The organism is Robbsia andropogonis (assembly GCF_000970345.1).
Lineage (GTDB): Bacteria > Pseudomonadota > Gammaproteobacteria > Burkholderiales > Burkholderiaceae > Robbsia > Robbsia andropogonis.
Window position 1 is genome coordinate 1 of sequence record NZ_LAQU01000020.1, and the last position, 26,915, is coordinate 26,915.

Annotated in this window: 25 protein-coding genes and 1 tRNA gene; 16 read left to right on the forward strand and 10 right to left on the reverse strand. The window is 60.3% G+C overall.

Annotated elements, in window-relative coordinates; translation table 11 throughout:
• Window positions 1-78 precede the first annotated feature (78 nt).
• From WM40_RS17200 to WM40_RS17215, 4 genes are all read right to left on the reverse strand, one after another.
• Window positions 79-597: a DNA-deoxyinosine glycosylase gene (locus tag WM40_RS17200; RefSeq protein WP_024901539.1), complete on the reverse strand. Its 519-nt coding sequence runs from the start codon at window positions 595-597 to the stop codon at window positions 79-81.
• A gap of 68 nt (window positions 598-665) precedes the next feature.
• A complete protein-coding gene (locus WM40_RS17205) occupies window positions 666-1,484 on the reverse strand; it encodes a chorismate--pyruvate lyase family protein (RefSeq protein WP_024901540.1) in 819 nt (272 codons plus the stop codon).
• Window positions 1,477-3,366 carry a molecular chaperone HtpG gene (gene htpG / locus WM40_RS17210; RefSeq protein ID WP_046153481.1) on the reverse strand — a complete coding sequence of 630 codons (1,890 nt, stop codon included), beginning with the start codon at window positions 3,364-3,366 and terminating at the stop codon, window positions 1,477-1,479. Before htpG ends, WM40_RS17205 begins: the two co-directional genes overlap by 8 nt.
• Before the next feature lie 320 nt (window positions 3,367-3,686).
• Complete coding sequence (locus WM40_RS17215; RefSeq protein ID WP_036006851.1) at window positions 3,687-5,243, reverse strand: aminotransferase-like domain-containing protein; 1,557 nt, start codon at window positions 5,241-5,243, stop codon at window positions 3,687-3,689.
• Window positions 5,244-5,384: 141 nt separating this feature from the next.
• On the opposite strand from WM40_RS17215, the gene WM40_RS28035 reads away from it, so the two are divergent.
• The 4 genes from WM40_RS28035 (at window position 5,385) to WM40_RS17240 (ending at window position 10,476) form a co-directional block, all read left to right on the forward strand.
• Window positions 5,385-5,672, forward strand: a complete 288-nt coding sequence (locus WM40_RS28035) for a DUF2917 domain-containing protein (protein WP_024901542.1) — start codon at window positions 5,385-5,387, stop codon at window positions 5,670-5,672.
• 43 nt (window positions 5,673-5,715) lie between these two features.
• On the forward strand, window positions 5,716-6,969 hold the full coding sequence (locus WM40_RS17225) for an aminotransferase-like domain-containing protein (protein ID WP_201779145.1): 1,254 nt from the start codon (window positions 5,716-5,718) through the stop codon (window positions 6,967-6,969).
• A gap of 34 nt (window positions 6,970-7,003) precedes the next feature.
• Window positions 7,004-7,474, forward strand: a complete 471-nt coding sequence (locus tag WM40_RS17230) for a RidA family protein (protein ID WP_024901544.1) — start codon at window positions 7,004-7,006, stop codon at window positions 7,472-7,474.
• Between the two features lie 620 nt (window positions 7,475-8,094).
• Window positions 8,095-10,476, forward strand: coding sequence for a bifunctional diguanylate cyclase/phosphodiesterase (locus tag WM40_RS17240; RefSeq protein WP_082102904.1), 2,382 nt, complete (start codon window positions 8,095-8,097; stop codon window positions 10,474-10,476).
• A 68-nt stretch (window positions 10,477-10,544) separates the two neighbouring features.
• On the opposite strand, the gene WM40_RS17245 is transcribed toward WM40_RS17240, so the two are convergent.
• The 5 genes from WM40_RS17245 to WM40_RS30205 form a co-directional block, all read right to left on the reverse strand.
• Window positions 10,545-11,000 (reverse strand): CopD family protein, encoded by a 456-nt coding sequence (locus tag WM40_RS17245; protein WP_024901547.1) that lies wholly within the window; start codon window positions 10,998-11,000, stop codon window positions 10,545-10,547.
• Between the two features lie 64 nt (window positions 11,001-11,064).
• Window positions 11,065-13,377 (reverse strand): DNA topoisomerase IV subunit A, encoded by a 2,313-nt coding sequence (gene parC / locus WM40_RS17250; protein WP_046153529.1) that lies wholly within the window; start codon window positions 13,375-13,377, stop codon window positions 11,065-11,067.
• 18 nt (window positions 13,378-13,395) lie between these two features.
• Window positions 13,396-15,381, reverse strand: coding sequence for a DNA topoisomerase IV subunit B (locus WM40_RS17255; RefSeq protein ID WP_046153482.1), 1,986 nt, complete (start codon window positions 15,379-15,381; stop codon window positions 13,396-13,398).
• Window positions 15,382-15,775: 394 nt separating this feature from the next.
• Complete coding sequence (locus WM40_RS17260) at window positions 15,776-17,791, reverse strand: ATP-binding cassette domain-containing protein (RefSeq protein ID WP_046153483.1); 2,016 nt, start codon at window positions 17,789-17,791, stop codon at window positions 15,776-15,778.
• Between the two features lie 424 nt (window positions 17,792-18,215).
• Window positions 18,216-18,488: a hypothetical protein gene (locus WM40_RS30205; protein WP_157685831.1), complete on the reverse strand. Its 273-nt coding sequence runs from the start codon at window positions 18,486-18,488 to the stop codon at window positions 18,216-18,218.
• A 137-nt stretch (window positions 18,489-18,625) separates the two neighbouring features.
• Here WM40_RS30205 and WM40_RS17265 point away from each other — a divergent pair.
• The 10 genes from WM40_RS17265 (at window position 18,626) to WM40_RS28045 (ending at window position 24,919) form a co-directional block, all read left to right on the forward strand.
• Window positions 18,626-18,700, forward strand: a tRNA-Arg gene (locus tag WM40_RS17265).
• A 165-nt stretch (window positions 18,701-18,865) separates the two neighbouring features.
• Window positions 18,866-20,086: a tyrosine-type recombinase/integrase gene (locus WM40_RS17270; RefSeq protein WP_046153484.1), complete on the forward strand. Its 1,221-nt coding sequence runs from the start codon at window positions 18,866-18,868 to the stop codon at window positions 20,084-20,086.
• 165 nt (window positions 20,087-20,251) lie between these two features.
• Window positions 20,252-21,268: a hypothetical protein gene (locus WM40_RS28040; protein WP_052738383.1), complete on the forward strand. Its 1,017-nt coding sequence runs from the start codon at window positions 20,252-20,254 to the stop codon at window positions 21,266-21,268.
• 104 nt (window positions 21,269-21,372) lie between these two features.
• Complete coding sequence (locus WM40_RS17280; RefSeq protein ID WP_046153485.1) at window positions 21,373-21,582, forward strand: helix-turn-helix transcriptional regulator; 210 nt, start codon at window positions 21,373-21,375, stop codon at window positions 21,580-21,582.
• Between the two features lie 2 nt (window positions 21,583-21,584).
• Entirely contained in the window at window positions 21,585-21,872 is a 288-nt protein-coding gene (locus WM40_RS17285; protein ID WP_046153530.1) for a helix-turn-helix domain-containing protein, read from the forward strand.
• Window positions 21,873-22,123: 251 nt separating this feature from the next.
• The gene (locus WM40_RS17290; protein WP_046153486.1) at window positions 22,124-22,618 is read left to right on the forward strand and encodes a hypothetical protein; all 495 of its coding nucleotides are present in this window, start codon (window positions 22,124-22,126) and stop codon (window positions 22,616-22,618) included.
• Window positions 22,611-22,964, forward strand: coding sequence for a hypothetical protein (locus WM40_RS17295; RefSeq protein WP_046153487.1), 354 nt, complete (start codon window positions 22,611-22,613; stop codon window positions 22,962-22,964). Before WM40_RS17290 ends, WM40_RS17295 begins: the two co-directional genes overlap by 8 nt.
• A complete protein-coding gene (locus tag WM40_RS17300) occupies window positions 22,961-23,152 on the forward strand; it encodes a hypothetical protein (RefSeq protein WP_046153488.1) in 192 nt (63 codons plus the stop codon). The genes WM40_RS17295 and WM40_RS17300 overlap by 4 nt, the downstream gene beginning before the upstream one ends.
• Window positions 23,149-24,483 carry an AAA family ATPase gene (locus tag WM40_RS17305; protein ID WP_082102893.1) on the forward strand — a complete coding sequence of 445 codons (1,335 nt, stop codon included), beginning with the start codon at window positions 23,149-23,151 and terminating at the stop codon, window positions 24,481-24,483. Before WM40_RS17300 ends, WM40_RS17305 begins: the two co-directional genes overlap by 4 nt.
• Window position 24,484: 1 nt before the next feature.
• A complete protein-coding gene (locus WM40_RS28045; protein ID WP_157685832.1) occupies window positions 24,485-24,919 on the forward strand; it encodes a hypothetical protein in 435 nt (144 codons plus the stop codon).
• A gap of 33 nt (window positions 24,920-24,952) precedes the next feature.
• Here WM40_RS28045 and WM40_RS17315 read toward each other — a convergent pair whose 3' ends face one another.
• Complete coding sequence (locus WM40_RS17315; RefSeq protein ID WP_157685833.1) at window positions 24,953-25,636, reverse strand: Abi-alpha family protein; 684 nt, start codon at window positions 25,634-25,636, stop codon at window positions 24,953-24,955.
• Window positions 25,637-25,816: 180 nt separating this feature from the next.
• On the opposite strand from WM40_RS17315, the gene WM40_RS17320 reads away from it, so the two are divergent.
• On the forward strand, window positions 25,817-26,401 hold the full coding sequence (locus WM40_RS17320) for a recombinase family protein (protein WP_046153490.1): 585 nt from the start codon (window positions 25,817-25,819) through the stop codon (window positions 26,399-26,401).
• The gene (locus WM40_RS17325; RefSeq protein ID WP_157685834.1) at window positions 26,398-26,904 is read left to right on the forward strand and encodes a hypothetical protein; all 507 of its coding nucleotides are present in this window, start codon (window positions 26,398-26,400) and stop codon (window positions 26,902-26,904) included. Before WM40_RS17320 ends, WM40_RS17325 begins: the two co-directional genes overlap by 4 nt.
• Window positions 26,905-26,915 lie beyond the last annotated feature (11 nt).

The window sequence follows — 26,915 nt, forward strand, 5'->3', positions numbered from 1 at the left end:
ACGTTTACTTGTAGATCGCCAGGGATCCTTGCGCCTTTACAGCACGCATGGATTCAGCGCCATCGCCACGCCGGACGGTCACACGCCCCCGGGCAACACCCATAATGCGCTCCACGCAGCTAATTTGTCCGCATACCGCATGCCGGCGTACGCTGGACTGCTTGAAGGCAGGCGAAGGATCCGATAACGTCGCGCCCATTCACCCAAGGCCTTTTCGCCGATTTTTGCGGCCGTGCCGCCGTTGAAACCGATGGTATGAAGAAGCGGTAGACTTGCCAGCAAGGCGTGCAAGTCATTGCTCATATGATTCCGGATCGCACTATCGAGACTGCCGTCGCGTTGCGCTTCGGCGATGACATCCCAGAGACCCACGCCATGGGCCAATACAGTGGCCAGGCGTTCGTCATACGGCAATGGCCGCAATGGTGAGCCAATCACATCGCCCAGCAAATCCCAAAACTGATTTCGCGGATGCGCGTAATACTGTGCCGCCGACAACGACATGACGCCGGGGAGACTGCCAAAAATCATGATGCGCGTCTGCGCATTGCAGACGGCGGGGAAACTTTGGAGGGGTGATGATGAGGAAGGATTCATTGAAAAGCAGGTACTTGCGAATGCTTGGGAGAGGTGCGACCTCCTTCGCCGCGGCCGCGCGCCTGCCGTCATCTACCGTCAGTGCGATCCAACAACGTCCAAAACGCTGGCAAAAAACACTCAGTGATGATCAATGGCGCGCCGTGCCGTTCGAAAACGGAACGACGTGCGACCAACGGCATACGGACATCCGCCGGCATCTCCAGCAGGCTGTCAGCGCCGGAACGATGCGCTTCCCGCGCTTCGCCGACGTTGCCCACCCTGGCGGCTATCCGCATGCGTTGACCCGCATATAACCGTAGCACGGGGTCGGAACCACGCGCCCGCATGCCGCCTGCCAGCGGCACTACCCGCGACGTCAACATCGATCGCCGCACCATCGGATCGCGATAAAGCAAAATGGCGAGCGGACGCGTCCGCAATGTTCGCATCGCTCGCCATATACCTCGGCTGTGTGCCAGTCCCGTCACGCTATGGGCGACGACGCACGGAATATCGTCAATCGCCAGCACGACCTCCCGCACCCACGCCATGCCGCGCGCCGGTGTGCCCAGCAGCGGTGCCTCATCGGCCCACGGGTTTTCACGCCGCTCTTTCAGCACCTGGACAGTGACCTGACAGGCTGGTGTCCCTGCGCGTTCAACCGTATCCATCCTCGCGATCGAACGCGCGAGATGCGAGGTCAGCGCCCCACCCGCCGTCAACCAGAGCCGCTGATCACGCGGCACGGACGCCGCAGGTGATACGCGCCACCGGCGGCGCTTGCCGCGCGCGACCGGATCATCGGTGCCGGACATCCGCCCCGCCCGTGCGCCCGCGCGCGTTGGCGCCCGGCGCGTGGATACCCGCGTTCGACGTCGTGCCTCCCGCAGCCCGGCTTCAGGCACGCCCGGCTGCGCCCAACAGCAGGGTGTTGGTCCGCCGGACATACGCCGCCGGGTCCTCGAGGCTACCGCCTTCCGCCAGCAACGCCTGGTCGAACAGCAGATGTACCCAGTCATCGATCTGCGGCGAATCAGACTGCAATTGCTTGACCAGCGGATGATCCGGGTTCAGTTCCAGGATCGGCTGCGCATCCGGCGCTTGCTGCCCGGCTTGCTTCAGCATACGTTGCAGATAGCCGCTCATTGCGCCATCGTCAGCCACCAGACAAGACGGTGAATCAGTCAGGCGGAACGTCAGACGCACGTCTTTCGCTTTGTCCTTCAGCAGCTCCTTGGCCTTTTCAACCAGAGGCTGCATGCTGTCGCCCACTTTCTCCTGCGCGGCCTTTTCTTCATCGTCCGGCGTCAGGTCCAGATCACCACGGGCCACGCTGCTCAACGGCTTGCCATCGAATTCGGTCAGGAAGGACAGCATCCATTCGTCAACCCGATCCGACAGCAGCAGCACTTCGATGCCCTTCTTGCGGAAAACTTCCAAATGCGGGCTGTTACGCGCGGCGCGCCAGCTGTCAGCGCTGACGTAGTAGATCTTCGTCTGCGTCTCCTTCATCCGCGATACGTAGTCGGCCAACGACACGTTTTGCTCGTCCGTATCGCCGTTCGTGCTGGCAAAGCGCAACAGCTTGGCAATCCGATCCTTGTTGCCGAAGTCCTCGCCCGCGCCTTCCTTCAACACCTGGCCGAATTCACTCCAGAATGTCTTGTACTTCTCGGCCTGGTTTTCCGCAAGATCCTCCAGCATCTGCAACGCACGCTTGCTGACCCCTTCGCGGATCGCTTTCACATCGCGGCTTTCCTGCAGGATCTCACGCGACACGTTCAGCGGCAGATCGCTCGAATCCACCACGCCGCGAATAAAGCGCAGGTAGGACGGCAGCAATTGCTCGGCATCGTCCATGATGAATACGCGCTTGACGTACAGCTTCAGGCCGCCACGCTGGTTGCGATCCCACAGGTCGAACGGCGCCTTGGCCGGGACATACAGCAACTGCGTGTACTCGCTGCGACCTTCGACACGGTTATGCGTCCACGCCAGCGGATCTTCCTGCGTATGCGCCAGATGCTTGTAGAAGCTTTTGTACTGCTCCTCGTCGATGTCGTTCTTCGAACGGGTCCACAGCGCGCTGGCCTGGTTCACCGTCTCGAACTCGTCCTTGACGACCATCTTGCCCGCCTCGGCATCCCACTCTTCCTTTTGCATCAGGATGGGAAGCGCGATGTGATCCGAGTACTTCTGGATGATCGACTTCAGCTTCCACGACGACAGCAGCTCATCTTCATCTTCACGCAAATGGAGCGTGATCTTCGTGCCGCGCGTCGGCTTGTCGATGTTGTCCACCGTGAACTCGCCGTCACCGGCGCTTTCCCACCGCACGCCCTCGGATGCCGGCAGGCCGGCACGGCGCGATTCCACGGTCATCTTGTCGGCGACGATAAAGCCCGAATAGAAGCCCACGCCGAATTGACCGATCAACGCTGCATCTTTCTGTTGATCACCGGACAGCTTGGAAAAGAATTCCTTCGTACCCGACTTGGCGATTGTACCGAGGTGCGCGATAGCGTCGTCGCGGCTCATGCCAATGCCGTTATCCTCGATCGAAATCGTGCGGGCTTCCGCATCATGCGTGACGCGAATTTTCAGATCGGGGTCATTCTCATAGAGCGACGCATCGGCAATCCCCTCGAAGCGCAGTTTGTCCGCCGCATCCGATGCGTTGGAGACCAGCTCGCGCAGAAAGATTTCCTTGTTGCTGTACAGCGAATGGATCATCAATTGCAGAAGTTGCTTCGTTTCTGCCTGAAAACTCATTGTTTGTTGCGTCATGCCAATTCCCGATGCAAAAGTGTCGTTCACGATCCCCAAAGCCTGCCGGCATGCCGGAAGGGCGGCGATGTCATCGCCGCCCTTCCAACCCAGGCGCCATGGGCCCCGATTGCTTTCCCGCCACGCTGCCGTGGCCGGAAACCGTAGTCCCTTCTATATCGGGGCGCGATCGACAAATTCAAGAGGGCGAATCGGGTGGCGCTGGCGCGCGCCCCGCCTGCGCGCCGCACCGTCGGCCCATTGGCCCGACCACCAGCCGTAGCCGACCTCCCACGGCAAGCAGCGGCGCCCAGGCGCCTACGGCGACCGCCACGATTCGATCACTGCCCGTGGCGCTGGATGTAATCGGTCAGAAAGAGGAGGAAATCCGGATGGGTGCTGCTGCAGATATTCAACCGCAAATAGGTCGACGGCGTTTGCGACGGCGAAAACAGCGCGCCCGGCGCCAACAGGAAACCGGCCTCGTGGGCGGCGGCAGCCATCGCGCTGCTGTCCGAATGCACATTTGCCCAGACGAACATTCCCGCCTCGGGTTCGCAGAGCAACGTCGCGCCAGCCTGCTTCAAGGCGGCAATCGCGGGCGCGCGGACGCCGTCCAGCTTGTGCCGCAGCCGCTCAACATGGCGTCGATAATGCCCCTCTGTCAACACACCGTAGATAATGCGCTCGCCCAGCTCTGGCGTGGTCAACGCGGCCAGCAGTTTCTGGTCGGAAATCCGCTTTGCCAGCACCGCGTCACACGCGACATAGCCGACCCGAAGGTTCGGTGCCAGTGTCTTGCTGAAACTCCCCGCGTAGATGACCCGCCGCAACTGGTCCAGGCTGGCCAGACGCACGGCCGGGTGGTTCGGTGGGCAAAGATCGCCATAGATATCGTCTTCTACGATGATGAAGTCATAACGCTCGGCAATCTGCAAGATCCGGTAGGCCTGCGCGGCACTCAAGGACGTGCCCGTGGGATTGTGCAGCACCGAATTGATCACCATCAGCTTAGGCCGCCACGTCTGCGCCAGCATTTCCAGCGCATCCAGATCGGGGCCGTTCGCGGTATAAGGCACGCCCAGCAAACGCGCGCCCTGCCCGACAATACGGCCAAACATCTGGAACCATGCCGGATCGCCAACCAGCACCGCATCGCCCGGTTGCAGATACAGACGCGATATCAGGTCGACCGCATTGGTAATTCCCGACAGCGTGACGATCTGCTCCGGTGTCGCCCCAATCTCGAGTCCCGCCAGGTGAATTTGCAATTGCTGCCGCAGCGGCAACGACCCCTGCGGCAATCCATATCGCAACAACGCACCGCCGTTCTGGCGGCCTATCCGCTTGACCGCCTGCGCCAGCATCTCGGCGTCGAGCCAGTCGGTTGGCAGAAAGCCTAGACCCGGCGCCTTTTCCGGCGCGGAGTTATGCATGATGTTGTTCAAAAGCCAGGGAACGTCGATTGCCGCCGCCGACGGCACCGTCGCCCCAGCCGATCGCGCGCGACTGCCAGAGGGCGTATTGGCGCTCCGTACTGTCGCACCCGGGGCGGCGCCCGAACCGTTCCTGACAGCCGCATTCATTGTCGCAGCCGACGGTCCCGTGCCCATGTGATATGCACTTCCAGGCTGTTCATTAAGGCGCTCCAGAACGTAGAAGCCTGAACCACGGCGCGCCTCCAGATACCCCTGACTGACCAGACGCTCGTACGCATCCACGACGGTCGCCGGGGACACCCCTTTTTCCGATGCAAGCCGGCGAATCGAGGGCATCCGCAACCCGGGCCGAAAGACACGCTCGTCGATACGACGTCGCGCCCACAGCACCAATTGTTCGACCAGCGTCAGTTGATCCGAGCCCATCGGCGACGGAATCTGTTCCAGAATTGTCGACACAGCGTGCTCTCCACGACAATCGCTTCAGTTGTTTATGCAACTGTATCATAAATTATCTATTCAACTGTATCGAGACTGTATTGGTACATTTGCTTAATATAATCCTCCAGACGCATCTGACCTTGCAACGGGGAGCCGACCATGTTTAAGATCCATCACTTCCGTTTTTCCGACGACACTGCCATCGCGCACACGACGACCGCGCGCACGACGCTCTCCGTCACGCGCGGCGTGTTGTGGGTCACAATGGAAGGTGATGCGACCGATTACTGGCTCGAGGCCGGCGCATCGCTCACAGTCCCGGCGGAACGACGGCTATGGCTGAGTGCGGACCATTTCCCCACCGTGCTGGAACTGGCGCAAACCCTGCCGCACCAGAAACGCGTCGGGCCGCGAGGCGATATCACGCTGATCGCCCGCCAATCCTGATCGACATCGACCTTCCCGCATGAAATCCAACGCTGCTACCACCATGTCATTGGAAAACACCGCCTCCGGCACACCGTCTTCCTTGGCAAGCGCCGCCACTGCCGCGCAACACTGGCCGCTGTCGCAACGCGCGCGCAACCTGACCAGTTCGGCGATCCGCGAGATCCTGAAAGTCACCGAGCGCCCTGAAATCATCTCGTTCGCCGGCGGCCTGCCCGCCCCGGCGACGTTTCCGGTGGAAGCCATGCGCGCCGCGGCGGAACGCGTCCTGACGAACGACGCGGTTGGTGCACTGCAGTACTCGCCGACCGAAGGCTATCGGCCATTGCGTGAATGGGTGGCGGCGCATCACTCGGGCAATGGCGTGACGATCCGGACGGAGCAGGTGCTGATCACCACCGGGTCGCAACAGGCACTCGACCTGATGGGCAAGATCATGCTCGATCCAGGCAGCCGCGCGCTCGTGGAGACACCGTCCTACCTGGGAGCGCTGCAGTCATTTTCGATGTTCGAGCCCACGTTCGTGTCCGTCCCATCCGATGACGACGGTCTGCAACCGGAGACACTGACCCCCGCGCTGACGCGGGAGGCACGGCTGCTCTATACACAGCCAAACTTCCAAAATCCCACGGCCCGCCGCATGCCTTTGGCGCGTCGTCTGGCATTGGCCGAATTCGCACGCCGCTGCGGTTTTCCGGTAATCGAGGATGACCCGTATGGCGAGCTGTATTACCGCGACGCGCCATTACCCACGTTGTTATCGATGGCACCCGACCACATCGTGCATTTCGGGACATTCTCGAAGGTGTTGGCGCCCGGCTTGCGCGTGGGGTATGTGATCGCGCCTGAACCGCTGCTGTTGAAACTGGTCCAGGCGAAGCAGGCGGCCGACTTGCACACGCCGATCCTGACACAGCGCATCGTCCATGAAGCGATAAAGGGCGACCTGCTGTCGCGCCACCTGCCCGATGTGCGGACGCTGTATCGCGGCCAGTGCGATGCGATGCTCTCCGCGCTTGAACGCGAGATGCCCGATGGTGTGCGCTGGAACGCACCGTCCGGCGGCATGTTCGTCTGGCTGACGCTTCCGGGCCATATCGATGCAACCGCCCTGCTGCAGTGCGCCATCGCGGAGCGTGTGGCCTTCGTGCCGGGCGAGCCGTTTTATGCGGACGGCCGCACCGATCCACTGGCGTCCCGCTCGATGCGCCTGTGTTTTTCGACGGTGCCGCCGGCGCGCATCGACGAAGGCATCGCTATACTAGGCCGCCTGATCGCCGGCTGGCCCAAACCCTAGTCGGCGCGGACCGCTTTATCAACTGGAGATCACGATGTCGCAATCCGCTGTCTATCAACGCCTTGACGCTGCCGGTATCACGCTACCAGCCGCAAATGCGCCGGCAGCCGCCTATGTGATGGCGGCGCAGTCCGGTAACCTGGTGCATGTCTCCGGGCACATCGCGCGCAAGGAGGGTCAACCGTGGGTTGGACGCCTTGGCGATTCATTGGACACGGCAACGGGCAAGGCCGCGGCACGCAGCGTTGCAATCGATCTGCTGGCAACGCTGCACGCACACACCGGTGACCTTGGCCGTGTTTCCCGGATCGTCAAACTGGTGAGCCTGGTGCATTCGGCGCCGACGTTTACAGAACAGCATCTCGTCACCAACGGAGCATCGGAATTGATGGTCGAAATATTCGGCGACCAGGGCAAGCATGCGCGTTCCGCATTCGGCGTCGCGCAGTTGCCATTCGGCGTATGCGTGGAAATCGAGATGATCGCCGAACTGACGGCCCCTTAGCAGTGCCTGCATACCCGACCGCTGATCGGGTATTTCGTCGCGCAATCACGACACCCTCGTCATCGCGCCACCCAATGCGCCGGCTTCGTCGGAGATCCAACCGGCGCAACGGCAATAGGCGCACCATGCGTACGCCGCGGCGGATGCCTAACAATCGAACGATTGTTTCGGTTCCATCGCCCCCTCTGCCGATGGAACCGATGCCTTTTCAACGCGGCGCGACGAGATGAATTCGCCGAGATCGGGCCAGACAATGATTACGCGTGCTTCATGCGTCGGTGCGCCGACTCCACGCGCATCCCGTTCGATTCCAAGACATTCTTCCGGGCGCGACGCGCAAAGCATCCGGCACGTCGCTATTGCCCCTATGAGGACTGTTCTGCCGGCCTTGTCTGGTCGGTCGAACACCTACGTGACGAACTCCTAAAATTTATAGGCTTGGGTTACTATCTCTCAGCCGTAGCCGCTGGCATTGGTCAATGGGACGCCATCACTCGATATGAGCGGACGTGCCTCGCATGTGTGGCGGCCATTGCTTTCGTTGTCTGTCATGGGCGCTACTGCGGCATCCTTCCTGGATGCGCTGGCGTTGCGGCACGGCACACGCCTTTGAACGATATATGACTCAGCTACTGCCGTCGGGGGATGGAGCAACACGGCCGTTCGATCCGCAAGATGATTATCGCGACTCCCGCAAATGGGCCTTGTTCGCCATTCCGGCGCTTGGACTCATTTTGCTGGCTATTCTGTGGACCGTGATCGGTACGCGGCTCTCGGTCGAGCATCGTACCGTAAGCGCCGATTCCGCGGCATCGGCCGATATCCTCGCTTCCGCGCTGGAACAGCATACGGTCAAGGCCATTCACCAGATCGATCAGATCACACGTTTCATTAAGTTCGAATACGAAAAAGACCCCGCGCATTTCAATCTGGATCTAGCATTCTCACAGGGTCTCGTACCGGCGGACGTACTGCTGCAGGTTTCCCTGGTTGGTGCCGACGGCAAGATGGTCGAAGCGGTGAGCACACGGCCTGGACAACGCGGTATCACCGTAACGTCTGGCGCGACGACCCCGGTGGATGTCTCTGACCGCCAACACTTCCGTTATCACACCGCGCATGACAGCGACGAGTTGTTTATCAGCAAGCCGGTGCTAGGGCGTGCATCAGGTCAATGGACGCTGCAATTCACACGGCGCCTGAACAGCCCCGGCGGCCAATTCGGCGGTATCGTCGTCGTGTCGGTCGACCCCCGCTATTTCACTTCGGATTTCTATAACACCGCGGCACTCGGCGACAACGGCGTTATCGCGGTGATAAGCGACGACGGCACTGTGCTGTCGCGGCAGACCGGCAGCCACGACCCCGAGCATCGATTCACCGCAGGCGTACGCTATCCGGAACCGCAGCATCTTGCGGGGGAGATCGACGATCCGATCGATAACGTGACACGGCAGGTTGCGTATCGGCATATCGCCGATTATCCGCTGGGAGTCATGGCAGGCCTCGCCGTCAGCGACGAATTGGCCGCGTTCAATCACACGCGCAACGTCTACCTGATGATGACGACTTTCATGTCGGTCGCCATCATCCTCTTTCTGTTCTATGTCTGGCTGCTGATGCGCAAGCTCATGCAACGCGAACGGGAGATGCGTCTGCTCGCCGAGACGGACATCCTAACCGGTCTGCCCAACCGTTATCAAAGCTTGCGCATCCTGCGACGGGAAGTACTGCCATTGGAGAACGTGGGCCGCATCGCACTGCTGATGGTCGGGCTGGACAACTTCAAGACCATCAACGACTCCCTGGGTCACGCCGCCGGTGATCAGGTCCTCATCAAGACCGCGGCGCGGCTGGGTGAACTGGCGGCACGCTTGAGCAGCGAGGCGCTAATCCTGGCGCGCAGCGGCGGCGATGCGTTCCTGATTGCCATAAAGGGACCATCGGTACGCGAGGAATCGGCACTGCTCGCCGAGGCGATCGCGGAGGCACTGCAACCGCCGTTCACGGTCCGCGGCATTCCGCTGGTCTTGAACGCCAGCGTGGGTATCGCGCTCTACATGGAAAATGGCGAGAACGAGGCCGATCTGCTGAAAAAAGCGGATCTCGCGATGTACAGTGCGAAGGAGGCTGGCAAGGCCTGCTATCAGTTTTACTCGCCTCACCTGGCACGTCGCGCGGACCGTTTGATGAAGTGGGAGCAACAACTGCGCGTGGCGTTGTCCCAGAAGCAGTTCTTTGTCGAATACCAACCGATCTACAACTTGCAGGATCGCCGCATCCGCGGTTTCGAGACGTTGCTGCGCTGGCACCATCCGGATCAGGGGCTGATTCTCGCCGGTGACTTCATTCCGATCGCGGAATCCACCGGCTTGATCTTGCCACTTGGCGACTTCGCCCTGGATGCGGCCTGCGGTCAGTTGGCGCTTTGGCGCGCAGAAGGATTCAATGCATTGACCTTGGCGGTCAATGTCTCGTCAGTGCAATTCTGGCGTGGCGACCTTGTTGACACGGTACGGCGCGCGCTCGACAAACACCTTGTTCCGCCGGAACAACTGGAACTGGAAATCACCGAAACGGCGATGATCGAGTATCCGGAGCTGGTGTCCGACAAGATCACCGCATTGAAGGCGCTCGGCGTACGAATCGCATTGGATGATTTCGGGACAGGCTATTCGTCCCTATCGTATTTGCATCGCTTCCCGGTGGATACGCTGAAAATCGATCGCTCATTCGTTCACGCCATTCCGAACGATCGCAGCGTCTGCTCGATGATCTCCGCCATCGTTGGTCTGGCGATGTCCCTCGGTCTGACGGTTGTCGTCGAAGGCATCGAGAACGACGAACAGGCGGAATGGTTGTCGCGTCTTGGGAACCTGGATGCGCAGGGCTTCCTGTTCTCGCGCCCGCTGCGTGCCGAAGCGGCGCTCGAAGCGCTGCGGAACGTGGGCGTGTCTGGCGCCGAGGCGACACTGCCGCCGAAGGACGCCCTCAACCCATAGGGCGCGCCCTTCTGTCGATCGCGACAGGACGCGTACGCTCCGGAGACATTACATACGGTGAGTGCCCGTTACACCAGCCCCATCACACCGAGGGCGATGGTGATAACGCCAAGCACCAGGTTGATACTGACCATGGTTCGAATCGTGACCAATGCTTTTGCGCCATCCTGCCATTTCTCCGCCTGCACCGCGCGCTGCAGACGCGGGAACATCGCAAACCGGATATGGCCGAAAATCAGCATCATGACCACGCCGGTGCCAGTCATGGCGTGTACCGGCCAAGGCGCCTGACCACCGCCGAAGCGTCCCATCAAATAGCCACCGGAAATCAGCAACAGGCCGATGCTGATACTGACCCAGGTAAAGAAACGCCGCAGCACCCCTTCCCATAGCGGCAACCGCATTTGCGGCGCGATTTCGCTGACCGCCGGACGCAGGCAGATGTGCGCGAAAAACATCCCCCCTACCCAGATGACAACCGCGATCAAATGCAGAAACAGCGCCACTTCCACGACATGATTCATCTCGACAACATCCTTTCCAGATAGCGTCCGCCCGATACGCGCGGCGAACGCCGGGAGATCGACTTCAGCGGATTGCCGGGCGCAAGCCCGTCGGCTTCAACCGATTTGCCGGCACCTTGCCGCGTTTCGCACGCTTGCCGCGGTGTGGATCGAGCGCATCGTTGTTCAATACCGCTTCCACCGGCTTGCCGCCGCGCTCCCCCTGCAGCACCAGGCCAACCGGCGTGAAGGCAACGCTTTGCAACAGTGACTGGCCGTCTTCCAGCGACATCAGCGTAACGCCACGGCCACCGGCCATGGTCTTCATTTCATCGATACCGAAAACCAGTAACCGACCGTCGCTGGCAAGACAGGCGACTTCCGTCGCGCCATCAAGCACCGGCGTAGGCATCAGCGGTACGGGTTGCGTATCGCCCTCGCCTTCGATCGTCATGAACGACTTCCCGCTACGATTCCGGCTGACAAGGTCACCCAGCTTCGACAGGAAACCATATCCGGCACTGGTTGCCAGCAACAGCAGACGCTCCGGCGCGGCGGCGTAGTAGTGCAGCAATCGCGTACCCGACTCCAGGTCGACCAGCGACGTCACCGGTACGCCATCACCCCGGCCACCCGGTAGACCCGCGACGGCGGTTGAATACACCCGGCCGTTATTGCCCCAGGCAATCAGGTTGTCGGTTGTACGGCATTCGAAGGCACCGTAGAGGGAGTCACCCGCCTTGAACGTGAACATCGCACTATCAAGGCCGTGGCCCTTCTGCGTCCGTACCCAACCACGTGCCGAGACGATGACCGTCACCGGTTCGTCAACCACGCGCGCTTCCGCGCTCGCACGCTTTTCCTGCTGGATCAGCGTACGGCGATCGTCGCCATATTGCTTTGCATCGGCCTCGATCTCCCGGATCATCAGACGACGCATGGCCGAGTCACTGCCGAGCAACTCCTCGAGCTTCTTCTTCTCGTCGGACAGCTCGGACAACTCGCGTTCGATCTTCAGGCGTTCCAGTCGCGCCAATTGGCGCAGCCGGATTTCCAGAATGTCCTCGGCCTGCCGATCGGTCAGCTTGAAACGGTCGATCAGGGCCGGCTTCGGTTCATCCGATTCGCGGATGGTCTGGATCACTTCATCGATATTCAGGAAGACGATCAAGCGTCCTTCCAGGATATGAATGCGATCATTGACCTTGCCCAGGCGATGCCGCGTACGACGGGTCATCGTCGCCTGGCGGAACGCCACCCATTCACCCAGGATCTCCGGCAACGCTTTTTGCCGCGGCCGGCCGTCTCCGCCGATCATCACCAGGTTGATCGCCGCATTCGACTCCATGCTGGTATGCGCCAGCAAGGTGTTGATGAACTCGGTTTGATCGATACGGCTCGACTTCGGCTCGAATACGAGCCGCACCGCCGCGTCCTTGCCGGATTCGTCGCGCACCGCGTCGAGCAGTCCGAGAATCGTCTGCTTGCCTGCAAGCTGCTCCGGTGTCAGCGCCTTCTTGCCCAGCTTGATCTTCGGATTGGTCAGGTCCTCGATTTCCTCGAGCACTTTCTGACCCGATGTGTTCGGCGGCAGCTCGGTCACCACCAGATTCCATTGCCCACGCGCCAGTTCTTCGATCTTCCAGCGTGCACGCACTTTCAGGGAGCCGCGACCGGTCTCGTAGGCCGCGGCGATTTCCGCAGGGCTCGAGATAATCTGACCACCGCCCGGGAAGTCCGGTCCGGGCATCAACGCCAGCAACTCGTCGAGCGCCATCTTCGGGTTACGAATCAAGGCCACCGCCGCGGCGGCCGTCTCGCGCAAATTATGCGACGGAATTTCAGTGGCCATGCCTACCGCGATACCGGACGCCCCGTTCAGCAATACGAACGGCAACCTCGCCGGCAATAGCCGCGGCTCCTGAAAGGATCCATCATAGTTCGGCATGAAATCGACGGTCCCCATATCGATTTCATCGAGCAACAGCTTCGCAATGGGTGTCAGGCGCGCCTCGGTGTATCGCATCGCCGCGGCGCCATCCCCATCCCGCGAGCCGAAATTACCCTGGCCGTCGATCAGCGGATAGCGCATCGAGAAACCCTGCGCCAAGCGCACCAATGCGTCATACGCGGATTGGTCGCCGTGCGGGTGGTATTTACCCAATACGTCGCCGACCACACGTGCCGATTTCACCGGCTTCGCGTCGGACGCCAGGCCCATTTCGCTCATTGCGTAAAGGATGCGGCGTTGTACCGGCTTCTGCCCATCGCAGACGTCGGGCAACGCGCGCCCTTTCACAACCGAGACCGCGTAATCCAGATACGCCCGTTCCGCGTAGACGCCCAGCGTCAACGCATCGCCATCCGGCGGGGGCGTCTCGATAGTGTCGTATTCCATGACCATGTCCTGCTTGCCTTAAATGTCCGCTTCGACTTCGTTGCCCTTCTCTTCCAACCAACTGCGGCGCGCGGCGGCTTCGCCCTTGCCCATCAGCATCGTCATCATCGTGACCGTGGTGTCGAAGTCGAATTCACCCAACGTAACCGGTGACAGGCGTCGGGTATCGGGATTCATCGTCGTATCCCACAATTGTTCGGGGCTCATTTCGCCCAGGCCCTTGAAGCGGCTGATGCTCCACTGGGTCTCACGCACGCCGTCCTTGCGCAGCTTGTCGAGGATCGACTCCAACTCGGCCTCGTCCAGCGCATAGAGCTTCTGCGCGGGACGCTTGCCGCGCGCCGGTGCATCCACGCGGAACAGCGGCGGCCGTGCCACGTAGATATGCTGCCGCGCGACCAGTTGCGGGAAATGCTTGAAGAACAATGTCAGCAGCAGTACCTGGATGTGCGAGCCGTCGACATCCGCATCAGACAGAATGCAGATCTTGCCGTAGCGGAGGTTCGACAGGTCGACCGGGTCGTTTGGCCCGTGCGGATCGACGCCAATCGCGACCGAGATATCGTGTACTTCGTTATTGCCGAACAGCCGGTCGCGCTCGGTTTCCCAGGTGTTCAGGACCTTGCCGCGCAACGGCAGAATCGCCTGGAATTCCTTCTCCCGCCCCATCTTGGCCGACCCGCCCGCGGAGTCACCCTCGACCAGGAACAGCTCGTTGCGGCTGAGATCGGTGGATTCGCAATCGGTCAGCTTGCCGGGCAACACCGCCACGCCGGAACTCTTGCGTTTTTCGATTTTCTGGCCGGCGCGGGTCCGCGCCTGCGCCTGCTTGATCACCAGGTCCGCCAGCTTCTTGCCATGCTCGACGTGCTGGTTCAACCACAACTCCAGCGCCGGCCGGGTGAAGGACGACACGAGTTTGACCGCGTCGCGACTGTTCAGGCGCTCCTTGATCTGGCCCTGGAACTGCGGGTCCAGCACTTTCGCCGAAAGTACATACGAAACACGAGAAAACACATCGTCAGCGAGTAGCTTGACGCCCTTCGGCAACAGGCCTCGCAGTTCGATGAAACTCCGCACCGCCTGGAACAGGCCGTCGCGCAGTCCGGATTCATGCGTACCGTGCGCCGGAGTGGGGATCAGGTTCACATACGATTCACGCAGTAGCGCGCCCTCTTCGGTCCATGCCACCACCCACGCCGCGCCTTCGCCCGGCGCGAAATTTTCTTCGCCGTTGCGGGCAGGATCGGCAAAACGCTCGCCCTCGAACAGCGGCACGAGCGGCTCCGCGCCGTTCAGGCCCTCGCTCAGGTATCCGCGCAGGCCGTCCTGATACTGCCAAACCTGGCGCTCTCCGGTCTTCTCGATCGTCAATTCGACTTCGACACCGGCGAGCAGCACCGCTTTCGAGCGCAGCAGGCGTTGCAATTCAGCTAGCGGCAGGGCGGGCGAGTCAAAGTACTTCCCATCGGGGATGACGGTGACACGGGTACCACTGCGCTTGTCGCCACGGTTGGCCGGACGAACGGTGAGCGCACGAGTAACCACTCCGTGCTCGAAACCGATATCGGCCACTTTGCCGTCCCGCCAGACGGTGACGTCAAGATGCGTGGACAGCGCGTTGGTGACCGATACGCCCACGCCGTGCAGGCCTCCGGAAAACGAGTACGCGCCACCGGACGCCTTGTCGAACTTGCCGCCCGCGTGCAAGCGCGTGAAAACGATCTCGATGACGCTGACGCCTTCCTCGGGATGGATGCCATGCGGGATGCCACGGCCCTCATCCTCGACGCTGATGGCGCCATTGGCATGCAGCGTCACGGAAATGCGCTTGCCGTTGCCACCGAGCGCTTCATCAGACGCGTTATCGATGACTTCCTGGATGATGTGCAGCGGATTTTCCGTCCGCGTGTACATGCCCGGCCGCTGCTTGACGGGCTCGAGGCCCTTCAGCACCTTGATCGAGGCTTCGCTATAGGCAGGATTCGTCGGTTTCTTGGACATGTGGTTCGAAATTCAGCATCGGGCCGGGCGCGTCTGACGACAGCCGTCCGGCCACAAAAAATACAAATGACGATGTCGCGCCAGGTAGTCGGCACGGGCATTTCCCCGTCCGTCCGCCCGTCACGGCCGACACATCGGATACGGACGCCGGTCCACGGGCAACCCGCAACCGGTGTTCAGACGCGAAAACAGGGCAGAAACCCCGATGGCCGCGCGTATTTTACTGTGTAGGACGATCGAGTGTACCTTGCGCGCGTGTAATTGGCCGCTTGGGAGGTCCCGGTCGGTGATACGGTACCGCACACCCGGCTCTCATCGCGAGGCACCGCCGCAAGAACGGCGCCCACCGCGCGACAAGACGGATGGCGGTTCGGCACACGCCGTTCCCTTCCGGTCAGCCTTCGCCGCGGGACTTCGCCTCCAGCGTTTCCCAGCGCTCCAGCGCGATCATCAGTTCGTCGTCGATTTCGGCGAATCGATCGGTCACCTTGGTGCCTTCGGCCGGATTATCGACGAAAATCTTGCCGTCCTCGATCAGTGCCGACAGGTGTTTCTGCTCTGTTTCGAGATCGGAGATTGTCGCCGGAAGCGTCTCCAGTTCGCGTTGTTCCTTGAAAGACAACTTGACCGGCTTGCCCTTCGGCACCGTGGGGATGGCCGTGGTGGAGCCGGCGGGCGCAGGCATGGAAGCAGCAGCGGGAGCATGAGCGCCGGACACGCTACTCGCGGACGCGTCCTGGCGCTTTGCGGCTTTGCCGCCAGCGGACCAGGGGGTGGCCGGCAAGGCATCGCCACTGGTATGTTGCGTGCGCGCCGACTGCGTCCGCCAATCGGAGAATCCCCCCACATACTCGCGCCACACGCCATTGCCTTCGAACGCAATGACCGACGTCACGACGTTATCCAGGAAGGTGCGGTCGTGGCTCACCAGCAGGACGGTGCCCGGGTAGTCCGCCAGCAGTTCCTCGAGCAGTTCCAGCGTGGGAATATCGAGGTCGTTGGTGGGTTCGTCGAGCACCAGCACATTCGATGGCCGCGCGAAAAGACGCGCCAGCAGCAGGCGATTGCGCTCACCGCCGGACAGCGACTTCACCGGGGAGCGGGCCCGCTCCGGGGAAAACAGGAAGTCCGCCAGATAGCTCATGACGTGCTTGCGGGCACCATTGATCTCGACCCAGTCCGAACCTGGGGCGATCGTGTCCGCGAGGCTCCGCTCCGGGTCCAGTTGCGCACGCATCTGGTCAAAATAGGCCACCTGGATATTCGATCCGGTCCGCAGCGAGCCGCTATCCGGTGCAATCTCACCGAGCATCAGCTTGATCAACGTGGTCTTGCCCGCGCCATTCGGACCGATCAGGCCGATCTTGTCGCCCCGCATCACGGTGGCGGTGAGCTTGTTGATCAGGGTCCAGCCTTCATAGCCCTTGGAGACATCGATCATTTCGGTAACGATCTTGCCCGAACGATCGGCTTGGCTGACGTCCAGTTTGACATTGCCCTGGACGTTTCGCCGCTCCGAGCGCTCGCCACGCATGGCTTCCAAGCGGGCGATACGGCCGACGCTTCGAGTCCGCCGCGCTTCCACGCCCTTACGAATCCAGACTTCCTCTTGTGCCAGCAATTTATCGAATTTGGCGTTTTCAATGCGCTCGGTCTCGAGTTGCTGTTCCTTGCGAATCTGATACGCCGCGAAATTGCCGGGATAGGACAGCAAGCGCCCGCGGTCGAGCTCGACGATACGGGTGGCAACAGTATCCAGGAACCGGCGATCGTGGGTGATGAACAGCAGGCTGGTGCGCAACGAGATCACCAGCGATTCGAGCCACCGGATGGCATCGAAATCGAGGTGGTTGGTCGGTTCATCAAGGAGCAGCAGGTCGGGGGCGCTGACCAGCGCCCGCGCGATGGCGACCCGCTTGCGCATGCCGCCGGACAAGTCATCCACGCGCATCGTCTCATCGAGACCCAGTTGTTCGAGCGTCGTTTCCACGCGATTGCGCCAAGACCACGCATCGGTCGCGTCGAGCGCGCCTTGCAGTTCGGTGAGGCGCGCCATCAGCGCATCGGAATCGCTGCCTTCCGCGCCCAGTTGGGACGAGACCTCGTCGTATTCAGCGAGAAGGCGCATGGCATCGGCGAGACCGGAGGCGACGGCCTCGAAGATCGTCTCACCTTCGGTGAACTCGGGCTCCTGGGCGACGAAAATCGTTTTCAGATTGGATTGACGCGAGACGAGTCCATCGTCCGGACGGCTCAGGCCCGCGACAATTTTGAGCAGTGAGGACTTGCCGGCGCCGTTCCGGCCAATCAGGCCAACGCGTTCACCCTGCTCGATAGAGAAATCGGCGTGGTCCAACAAAGCCACGTGACCGAACGCCAGTTGAGCGCCGGTAATGGAATACATCGACATGAGAAGGCTGTCCAGCAGCGGTTAGGCAGGATCAAGCGATCCCGGCATTATGACCGCCGCAAAAGGGGAAATCGGTTGGGCGCTATTGTACCGGCTGTGCGTAACACGGCTCGCGAAGTGCGGAAATGAGGCTGATCGGGCGGTGAATACGACTGAAAAGTCAGGCCTTAGTCGTTTTTTGGGGAATGGGCGGGTGCAGTCAGGAACGTGTCACACGCGGGGAAGGAGCGGGACGGAGGCGGCGGAGCGGCAAGCGGGGGGATTGGGTGATGGGTTCGAGGACGGCCCACAGCGAAGCGATGTTGCCGTAGTGGCAAACCGTTTTTCGCGCGCTTAACAAGCCGGGCGTCCGGCAGGTATCACTGGCGCCAAGCGTGCTCTTCGGTCGCGAATCAACCAAGCCGTGTCGGACAAATCAGGTGGATCAAACCTCGTTTTTGCGGGACATGACCGTGGTTAATGTCCGTTTCAAACGTACGTTGCGCCACGTCTCATGAAACAAGGTGACCACCGCCAGACCGAATACCGCCGCCCCACCCGCCAACCATTCAACGCCCATTTTCTTCCCCCGACCTTTGTCACGGAAAACAGATAACCCTATGACTACGTTAGCGCGAAAAAATTGAGGTTTGTATACAGCGGATATCAATTTTTCTCCACTACCGCCCCGGCGATGCGGCTGAACAACAGAGACCATGCTCACAGGATAGGGCAGAGGTGATTCTATGGGGGAAAAGAGGCTCGGCCGTTCGGCCGGTTCGCTCACATTCGCCTGCCAATACCCCCACCCGCCTGGAATGCCCCCTTCCCCTCTGCTATACTCTGCCTCCGCGTCTCCCCGTAGTTCAATGGATAGAACAAGTGCCTCCTAAGCGCTAGATACAGGTTCGATTCCTGTCGGGGGGACCATAGAACATTCCAGCGTGTTCCAAAGAGATACTTGAAACCCCCGACAAGCCTAGCTTCCGGGGGTTTTTTATTCCCGTATGTTCCAAAGACATCCATTTACAGCCGGGGGTATGTGGGGGTATTTTCAGGGGTAGCAGCCGTACCCCCATTTTGAGATACCCCCAGATGGCGCTCACTGACACCGCAGTTAAAAACACGAAGCCCGGCGATAAGCCAATCAAGCTGTTTGATGGTGGCGGCCTGTTCCTACTGGTAACCCCGGCTGGCGGCCGATTGTGGCGTCTCAAGTACCGGTTCGAGGGTAAGGAAAAGCTGCTGGCTATTGGCGCATATCCCGCTGTCACGCTGGCGGGCGCCAGAAAGGCGCGCGACGAGGCCCGAGAACTACTTGCCGCCGGAGCAGATCCGGGTGCAGCCAAGAAAGAGGACAAGCGTCTAGCCGCGTTGAACGTGGCCACCACGTTCGAGGCCGTCGCACGAGAGTGGTACGCTGGCCAGATCACGGGCTGGTCGGAGGACTACGGCTCGAAGGTGCTTACCTCGCTTGAGGTCGACGTGTTCCCGCCCCTTGGCGATCGACCGATTGCCGATATCGAGGCGCACCATCTGGTAGCTGTTTTACGAAAAGTCGAGGCGCGCGGCGTGCGCGAGACTGCAAAGCGCATCCTCCAGCGCTGCCGGGCCGTGTTCCAGTACGGGATCATGACCGGCCGATGCCCTCGCAATCCTGCCAGCGACATTGACTCCCGCGTCGTATTGAAGAAAGGGCCGGCCGTTCAGCACATGGCGCGCGTTAAGGCGGTCGAGCTTCCCCAATTGATGCGAGACATTGCCGCCTATGATGGGGAGGCTGTCACCCGATTGGCCCTGGAACTGATGGCGCTGACATTCGTCCGTACGACAGAGCTGATTGAGGCGACCTGGGACGAGTTCGATACCAAGAAAGCCGAGTGGCGCATACCCGCCGAGCGAATGAAAATGCGCACGCCGCACATTGTGCCGCTCAGCACTCAGGCGCTGGCTGTGATTGAGCAATTGCGCGCAATCAACGGCGACCGCCCTTTCGTATTCCAGAGCACGCAGGGCCGGAAGCCGATCAGCAACAACACGATGCTGTACGGGCTGTACCGCATGGGCTACAAGTCCCGGATGACCGGGCATGGTTTCCGGGGGCTCGCCGCCACTGCTCTGCGCGAGATGGGATACAGCCGAGATCTAGTCGACCGCCAGCTCGCGCACGCCGAGCGCAACCAGGTGACAGCCGCCTACGTCCATGCCGAGTATCTCCCCGAGCGGCGCCAGATGATGCAGCACTGGTCTGATTTCGTGGACGCCTCGCGCGCTGGCGCATCCATCGTGGTCGGTAAATTCGGCACCGCTGCCTGATTCTATTCTGCTACCGTTCACCTGTAGTTATATCCAGTACAATCCAGGGAGTTCCGACGCGGAACAACGGCTAAAAGGTCGCGCCTAGGCTGATCCCCGAAAACACGGTTCCCTTGCCGTGCTGGCACGACCCCACATTCGCAAGGGGCGTCTGAGGGGGCGTAGATGGGGACGCAAAAAAACGTCTGGGTAGTGCCGTATGCGAAACCGATTCCGGTATTGCAAGCAGCAAGGTTGCTCGCGGTAAATGGTAAAACAATGACGCAGGCGCTGGACGAAGTCCTGATCCGACGTCGAAATGACGAGAATCTGGCCGCCAAAGGGTTGGCGGTTCGTCGTCGGGCTGCTAAGAAAATCAAAAAGGTGGATCTGCCGCCCGATCCCGCCTACCAAGAGATGAAAGCGCTGCGGCGACGCCTGTTGCGTGAACATAGAACGAGATTGCGTGACAGTCTCATCCTCCGCGCTGACACATTTTCTGCATTGGTGGTCGTTTTGGAAACCAGGGGGTTGCCTGCTCACATTATTGACGAGCAACGGCTAGCCCAGATTGTCACTGGTAAAAGGTGGGATCTAATCCCCATGGTCATCGCAAATTTGGTGCAGAAAGACACCGACGTGGCCGAGAGCTTTCATGCGTTCGAGGACGCAGCAAAGGAAAGTGTTAAGTGGTGGGGGAAGCCGGGCTCATATACGAATGACGTCAAAATGAAGGTGCAGCACGCTAGATACGAGCGGCTACGCTACACGTTTCTTCATGCCGCCTCGGCTTATTCTCGCCGCCTTGCCGTACTGGAAAATTCACTCGATAAGTTGTCGTCGCTTTCCCTATCCGACCTGGAGGCGCTAGCGAGCGATGGCGACGACCTATCGACACGCATAGCTGCTATCAGCATGAAGATTTCAGACGAGATACGGCGGCGTGACGCCACGAACGGCGCGAGCGCGAAAGACAAGAAGCTTGATCCTGTTCGCGAATACGCCATAGACCTTGCAAAGCAAAAGAGCTACCCAAGTCGACGGCAAGCGGTTCTAGGAATTAAGGAAGATGTCTTGACGTTTGCCGCCACCATCGATGGCGTGAGTATGAGCCGCGATCAAGCTGAAACCACAATTGGCACATGGCTGAAGAAGGCTGGCTATACCCCGTCTGCTAGCAAACAGGGTACGTCTACCGCCTGACGTGGCACGCGTGCCAGCGGACGCGATATCTTTGATTTGTTCGGATTTTCAGAATGGCCTCACGTACTCCGGTGTGTTCCGGGGGATTTCAGTGAGACGCGAGAATGACCGAGCAAATCAACATGGCGCAGACGATCCTGCGCCGTCCGCAAGTCAAGACGGCCACCGGCCTTTCTACCTCCACCATTTACGATCGAATCAAACGCAAGACCTTTCCCGCGCCGATCCGGCTGGGCGTGCGCTCGGTAGGCTGGCGCGCAGGTGACATCGAAGCGTTCCTCGCCAGCCCATCTACCTACCGGGCTGAGGGATGATCATGAACCGCGATGCCCAACTGGCTGCAATCATGAAGGCCATCCCTGGTAACGAAAGCGTCGCGCAACGCGCCCGCCTTGTTACCGCCCTTCAAAAGCTAGGCCCTATCACCACGCTCGAAGCTCGCCGCCACCTCGACGTGCTAATGCCAGCCGCCCGTATACACGAGCTACGGCATGGCCAGGGAATGAACATCCTGACGCATCGGCTCTTGCGCGAGACGGAGGCCGGCAACCTGCATAGCGTCGGCGTGTATGCGTTGCATCCCGGCAAGTGGAGGGGCGCATGAGCGAAATCCTCTTGACGACCGTAAACCCAGTGGTCTATTCTGATTTCACGGTGCTCAAAACACCTCGACTAGCGGTCCAGCCACCCCGAAAGAATGTGGCTATAATTTCGCCCAATGGTTTTGCGCCTACGGGCGGGAGTGCGGCTAATACAAGACCCGTAAGGGGAATATGCCCGCCGTCTAGTCGCGGTTTTGAGCTCCCGCCCACCTTCCTCAAAAGAAGGCCGTCAGTCTCGACTAGGAGCAAAGCCATGCATGGCAAAGACCTCGCTCGTTCTGAGCAAACGCAATCCAAAAAGTTCTCGTATCCCAGTCTGCCCGAGGTAGCGAACGCTCAAGGCGTCTCGCGCTTTCTGGCCGACTCGACGGCTACCGCTGATATCCACGGCACGCCATCCATTGGCGATGTCATCAGCACGCACCAGGCCGGCCGCATTGGCACTGTCACGCGCGTCTATGGCGACAAGTCGGTCTCCGTCCGCTGGCACGACAAGCCCAGCGTCGCTGACGATCTCGGACATGAGCGTATCCCGCGCCGCTCGTTCTCGATTTTTGAGACAAGCGATATCCGGTCAATCTGCATCAAAGCAATCCGCGATGCCGCTCTAGCCCGCACTGACCACGAACTCCTCGACGTGGCCGGGGACGCCTTGATGCGCATTGCACGGCTGCAAGCTGCTGATTCGTCAGCAGAACGCGAAATTGCGTTTTGCGGCGTCTCCCGTTCGGAGGTGCGTCATGGATAACCAGAAAAATTTCCTAAACGAAGACTGGTCTCACTTCTCCAAAGCGGCCATCGAAGCGGCTGAGTGCGGCAATCTTTCCAACGCAGAGCCGCTGCTGCGGCAGCTGCATAAGATGGCGCTTGTCTCGTCGGGGGTCGGAGAACTTCTCGCTATGTATCAGGCGAACGCTGTTCGCGAAGACGCGTACGGGGAGCGTGACTCGGGCGATCCGATGGAACCTCCCGTCAGCCGTTTCACTATGTTGGCACTTATGAACGTCGCTGAGTACGCATGTCGATCTATGACATCAGACGTAGAGAGCTTGGCAAAGTGGGTCGATAGGCACGGTGTCAAGGTGCAGAAATGACGATCCCAAATCTCAAAGCCACCGACCTCAAGGCGCGCGTCAATCGGATGATCGAGCGGGAGCTGCAACGGTGCGAACGGGCCATGGGCCCGGCCGCATGGACACGGCACCGCGAATGGGTAACTGAACATGTCGTTTGCGGCGCGCGTGCGTGGCTGAACGAGCAAGCACGCAATGGAGCGCTATGAGCGATACCGACTACTTGAAGGACATTGACCTCGACGCGATTGCTGACGTGAACGAGCGGCAGAAAGTCGTCCGCAAAGCCCTGGCTGCGATAAAGCCGACCGCACCGGTTACGCAAACCTCTCGCGTGCTGCTGACGTGCGCCTCAGACGTCGTTCCAGAGGCGATATCGTGGCTTTGGCGATACTGGCTGCCAGCGGGGAAGCTGACGCTATTGGCTGGGTCTCCCGGCACCGGCAAGACCACCATCGCGCTGTCTCTGGCTGCGATGGTATCTAAGGGCAATGTATGGCCGGACGGCGCTCCGAACACCGGTGCCGGCACGGTGTTGATGTGGTCAAGCGAGGACAACCCCGCCGATACATTGGTACCGCGGCTGATCGCCGCCGGCGCTGACCTGAAACGCATTCACTTCATCAGCAACGTGGCCGGTCCGGAGGGCGAAATCCTGCCGTTTGACCCAGCGCGCGATATCGGTCTTCTTGGCGAGCGCCTGGCGCAGATGGGAGGCGCCACGCTTCTGATTCTGGACCCTATCGTCTCGGCGGTCGCCGGCGATGCGCACCGGGTCAACGATGTGCGCCGGGATCTGCAGGCCTTGGTCGACATGGCGGGCGCCTACCGATGCGCCGTGCTTGGCATCAGTCACTTCGCCAAGGGCGGAAAGGGGACGAGCCCGGCGGAGCGCGTTATCGGCTCTCAGGCGTTCGTCGCCCTCGCCCGAATGGTCTTGGTGGCCGCGAAGGATGATGCGGCAGAGCGGCGCATCCTGGCTCGCGCGAAGTCAAATATCGCGCCAGACGACGGCGGAATTTCCTACACGCTGGAGCAGGTAGACGCCAGTGGCATCGAGGCAAGCCGGGTTGTCTGGGGCGAGCTCGTCGAGGGCAGCGCGCGTGACATCCTGGGCGACGTCGAGGCGTTCGACGACGAAGAGAAAACAGACCAGGAAGAGGCGCAAGACTTTTTAGCGGGAATGCTCGCAGACGGACCAAAGAGAGCAAGCGAGCTAAAAAGGGATGCCGACGGCGCTGGCTTCCAATGGAAAACATTGCAGCGTGCGGCAACCCGTATGGGCGTCGACCGGCGGAAGATCGGCATGAAAGATGGCTGGGAGTGGGCGTTACCGAAGCGGACAGCGAACGAAGTGGACACGAAGATTCTCACTCCCGTGGCGATGTCCCCTTCGGGAATCGATGTCCCCTTCGGTAAAAATAAGGGCGTCGAAGGGGACATTTCTGCCGAAGATTCCGAAGAAGACATCGCCACGGGAGTGACATCTTCGGTGGAATCTTCAACATCTTCGCAGCTCGACAACGGTCAGGAGGTGTGACGTGTCAGCTCTAGATACGCTTGAGCGTTTGCACCGCGAAGGGTTTTCCATCCGCATAAAGGAGACCGGGGACACTTTGATAATCTCGCCGAGGGGAGTGCCACGCGACCTACTCGACCAGGTGCGCGCTGACAAGGAGGCAATCATCGACCTCCTGCAGCACCCGGAGCACCCGGAGAGCGGTGCCAGATTTATGCCTTGGTGCGCCCCCATGACGGTCGAAGAGTTTCACCGTCGACGCACTGAGCTACTTGATCTTATCGAGGAGATTGCCGGGTTGGAGGGTTGGGTAGACAACGATCTGTACGAAGTCCTGCGCCAGGCGATCGACGGCCCGGTGTCCGACCTGATGCCGAATCTCCACTACTTCCGCGAGCACGTCGTGCAGTCGCGGAACAGAGCCAATTCCCTTGACCGCTCTCACCGCAGGATATAGTTTGCGATGCCGTTTGGAGGTACACGTCGTCAATCAGCCCTGGCTCGGACTAGTTTTCTCAAAGAAATCGGCGGGATCACCTGAGAACCCTTTGATCCGAGCATAAAAATAAAACGCCATCGAGGTGGGAATGATTCGTCCTGGATGTGCCGCAATCATAGGATCGTTTTCAAGCAAGCCCATTGTGGCCAGACCAGTGATCGCTGCGCGCACATCAGCGGGTATCTTCAGCTCCATGACCTGCAATAAATCATCGACGGAATAACCAAGCGTTCGGTCCGCTGTGAGCGCCTCAATACCATCCAAAATTCTCACCTCGGCCATCACTTTTTCTAGCAGCAACGCCTGACCGCGGGTTAGCTGCCCCAACAATCGAATCAACGGCAAGTTCGTGTCATTTCCGCCCTCAGCGCTACAAGACGAAACTAGCAATCCGGACCAGAGCCCCTGCATCAAATCGTCATCCGCCCACGATCCGGCGTCCAACAATTGATATAAAACCCTTTCTTTTGCTATCGGCCTTCCGTCGATCGGAACAGGAAGGCGATCGCGACTTTTTTCGATGATCTTTGCCGCACGCTCCGCCCGCCAATCCTCGATTCGGTCACCCAGCAGCAGGCCGAATTGCCTGGTCGCAGGCCCCAGTAGCGTTTTCAAAATCGGGCCAACGTTTCTTATTGCTTCTGCCAAACCGCGCAAATCATTCGGATCAATCATTTCACCTCCTTCATCGACCTTAGCCACGCTAGTCTGCCATCAAAAATACCGACCGATTCGTCCGAAAACGACCGGTTTAGGACATACCTGGAAACAGGTGTACGAAAATTAGTGCAAAGCAGTTACGGACATGTTTAAATATTCGTACACCACTTTCGTACACCTTGTTAGGTATCTGACATGTCCCGCACCTTCATCTATGCCCGCGTCAGCACCGCGGACCAGACCACCGACAATCAGCTGCATGAGATAGAGGCCGCTGGGTTCTCCGTCGATAAGCGTCGCATCGTCACAGAGAGCATTAGCGGCTCCATCGCTGCAGCAGAGCGCGCGGGTTTCGCCAAGCTGCTCGACCGGCTCGAATCGGGCGATGTTCTGATCGTGACCAAGCTTGACCGGCTGGGGCGCAACGCCCTAGACGTGCGTTACACGATCGAGCGACTTGCAAGTATCGGCGTGCGCGTTCACTGCTTGGCACTCGGCGGCGTCGACCTGACCAGCGCCGCCGGCAAAATGACGATGCAGGTTTTGTGCGCGGTCGCTGAGTTTGAACGGGATTTGCTCATTGAGCGCACGCAGGCGGGATTGGCGCGCGCCAAGGCGCAGGGAAAGAAAATGGGGCGGCCTGGCGCCCTGACGATGGCTCAGAAAGTCGAGGTCACTGATCGCCTCGCCGCTGGCGTCACGGTGTCACAGATCGCCCGTGATTTCGGCACGACACGACAAACCATCATGCGCGCCAGGGACGCGAGCGAGGCACTTTGAGCGAATCAGACTATTCGAAGGTTGCCGCACTTCTGCTAACCGACAGCCTCTCCGACATGCTGAAGCGGGCCAACGACGGGGACGTCGGCGCCGCACAGGATGTTCTGTCCGTGATGGCCTATATCCTTGCCCCCTCGAACCCGCGCCCAATCCCTGATTTCGTCAGGCAGTATCTCTCCGATGCTCTTTACCGCGTTGCTCGCCGTCAATGTGACGCCGATACTGCCCTAAATCTCAAGCGCCCGGGCAGGCGTAAGCGGCCGCACATGGACAAGCGCCTCGCCGCTGATCTCGTGCGCCAGGGCGTGCAGAACGGCGCCGCGGTCGAGGAAGCGTGCTGGCAAGCCGCGGAGTTCATTAATGAGATAGCCGAACGAAACGCCCATATCGGTCGCTGGCATCGCTTCAACGGCGAAGTGATCCAGCCAGAAGCACTGATGACCTGGTACTACGAGATGAAGGACGAACTCGACGCCATCCATAGAGCCGCCGGCGAAGCCTGACATTTGCAAAA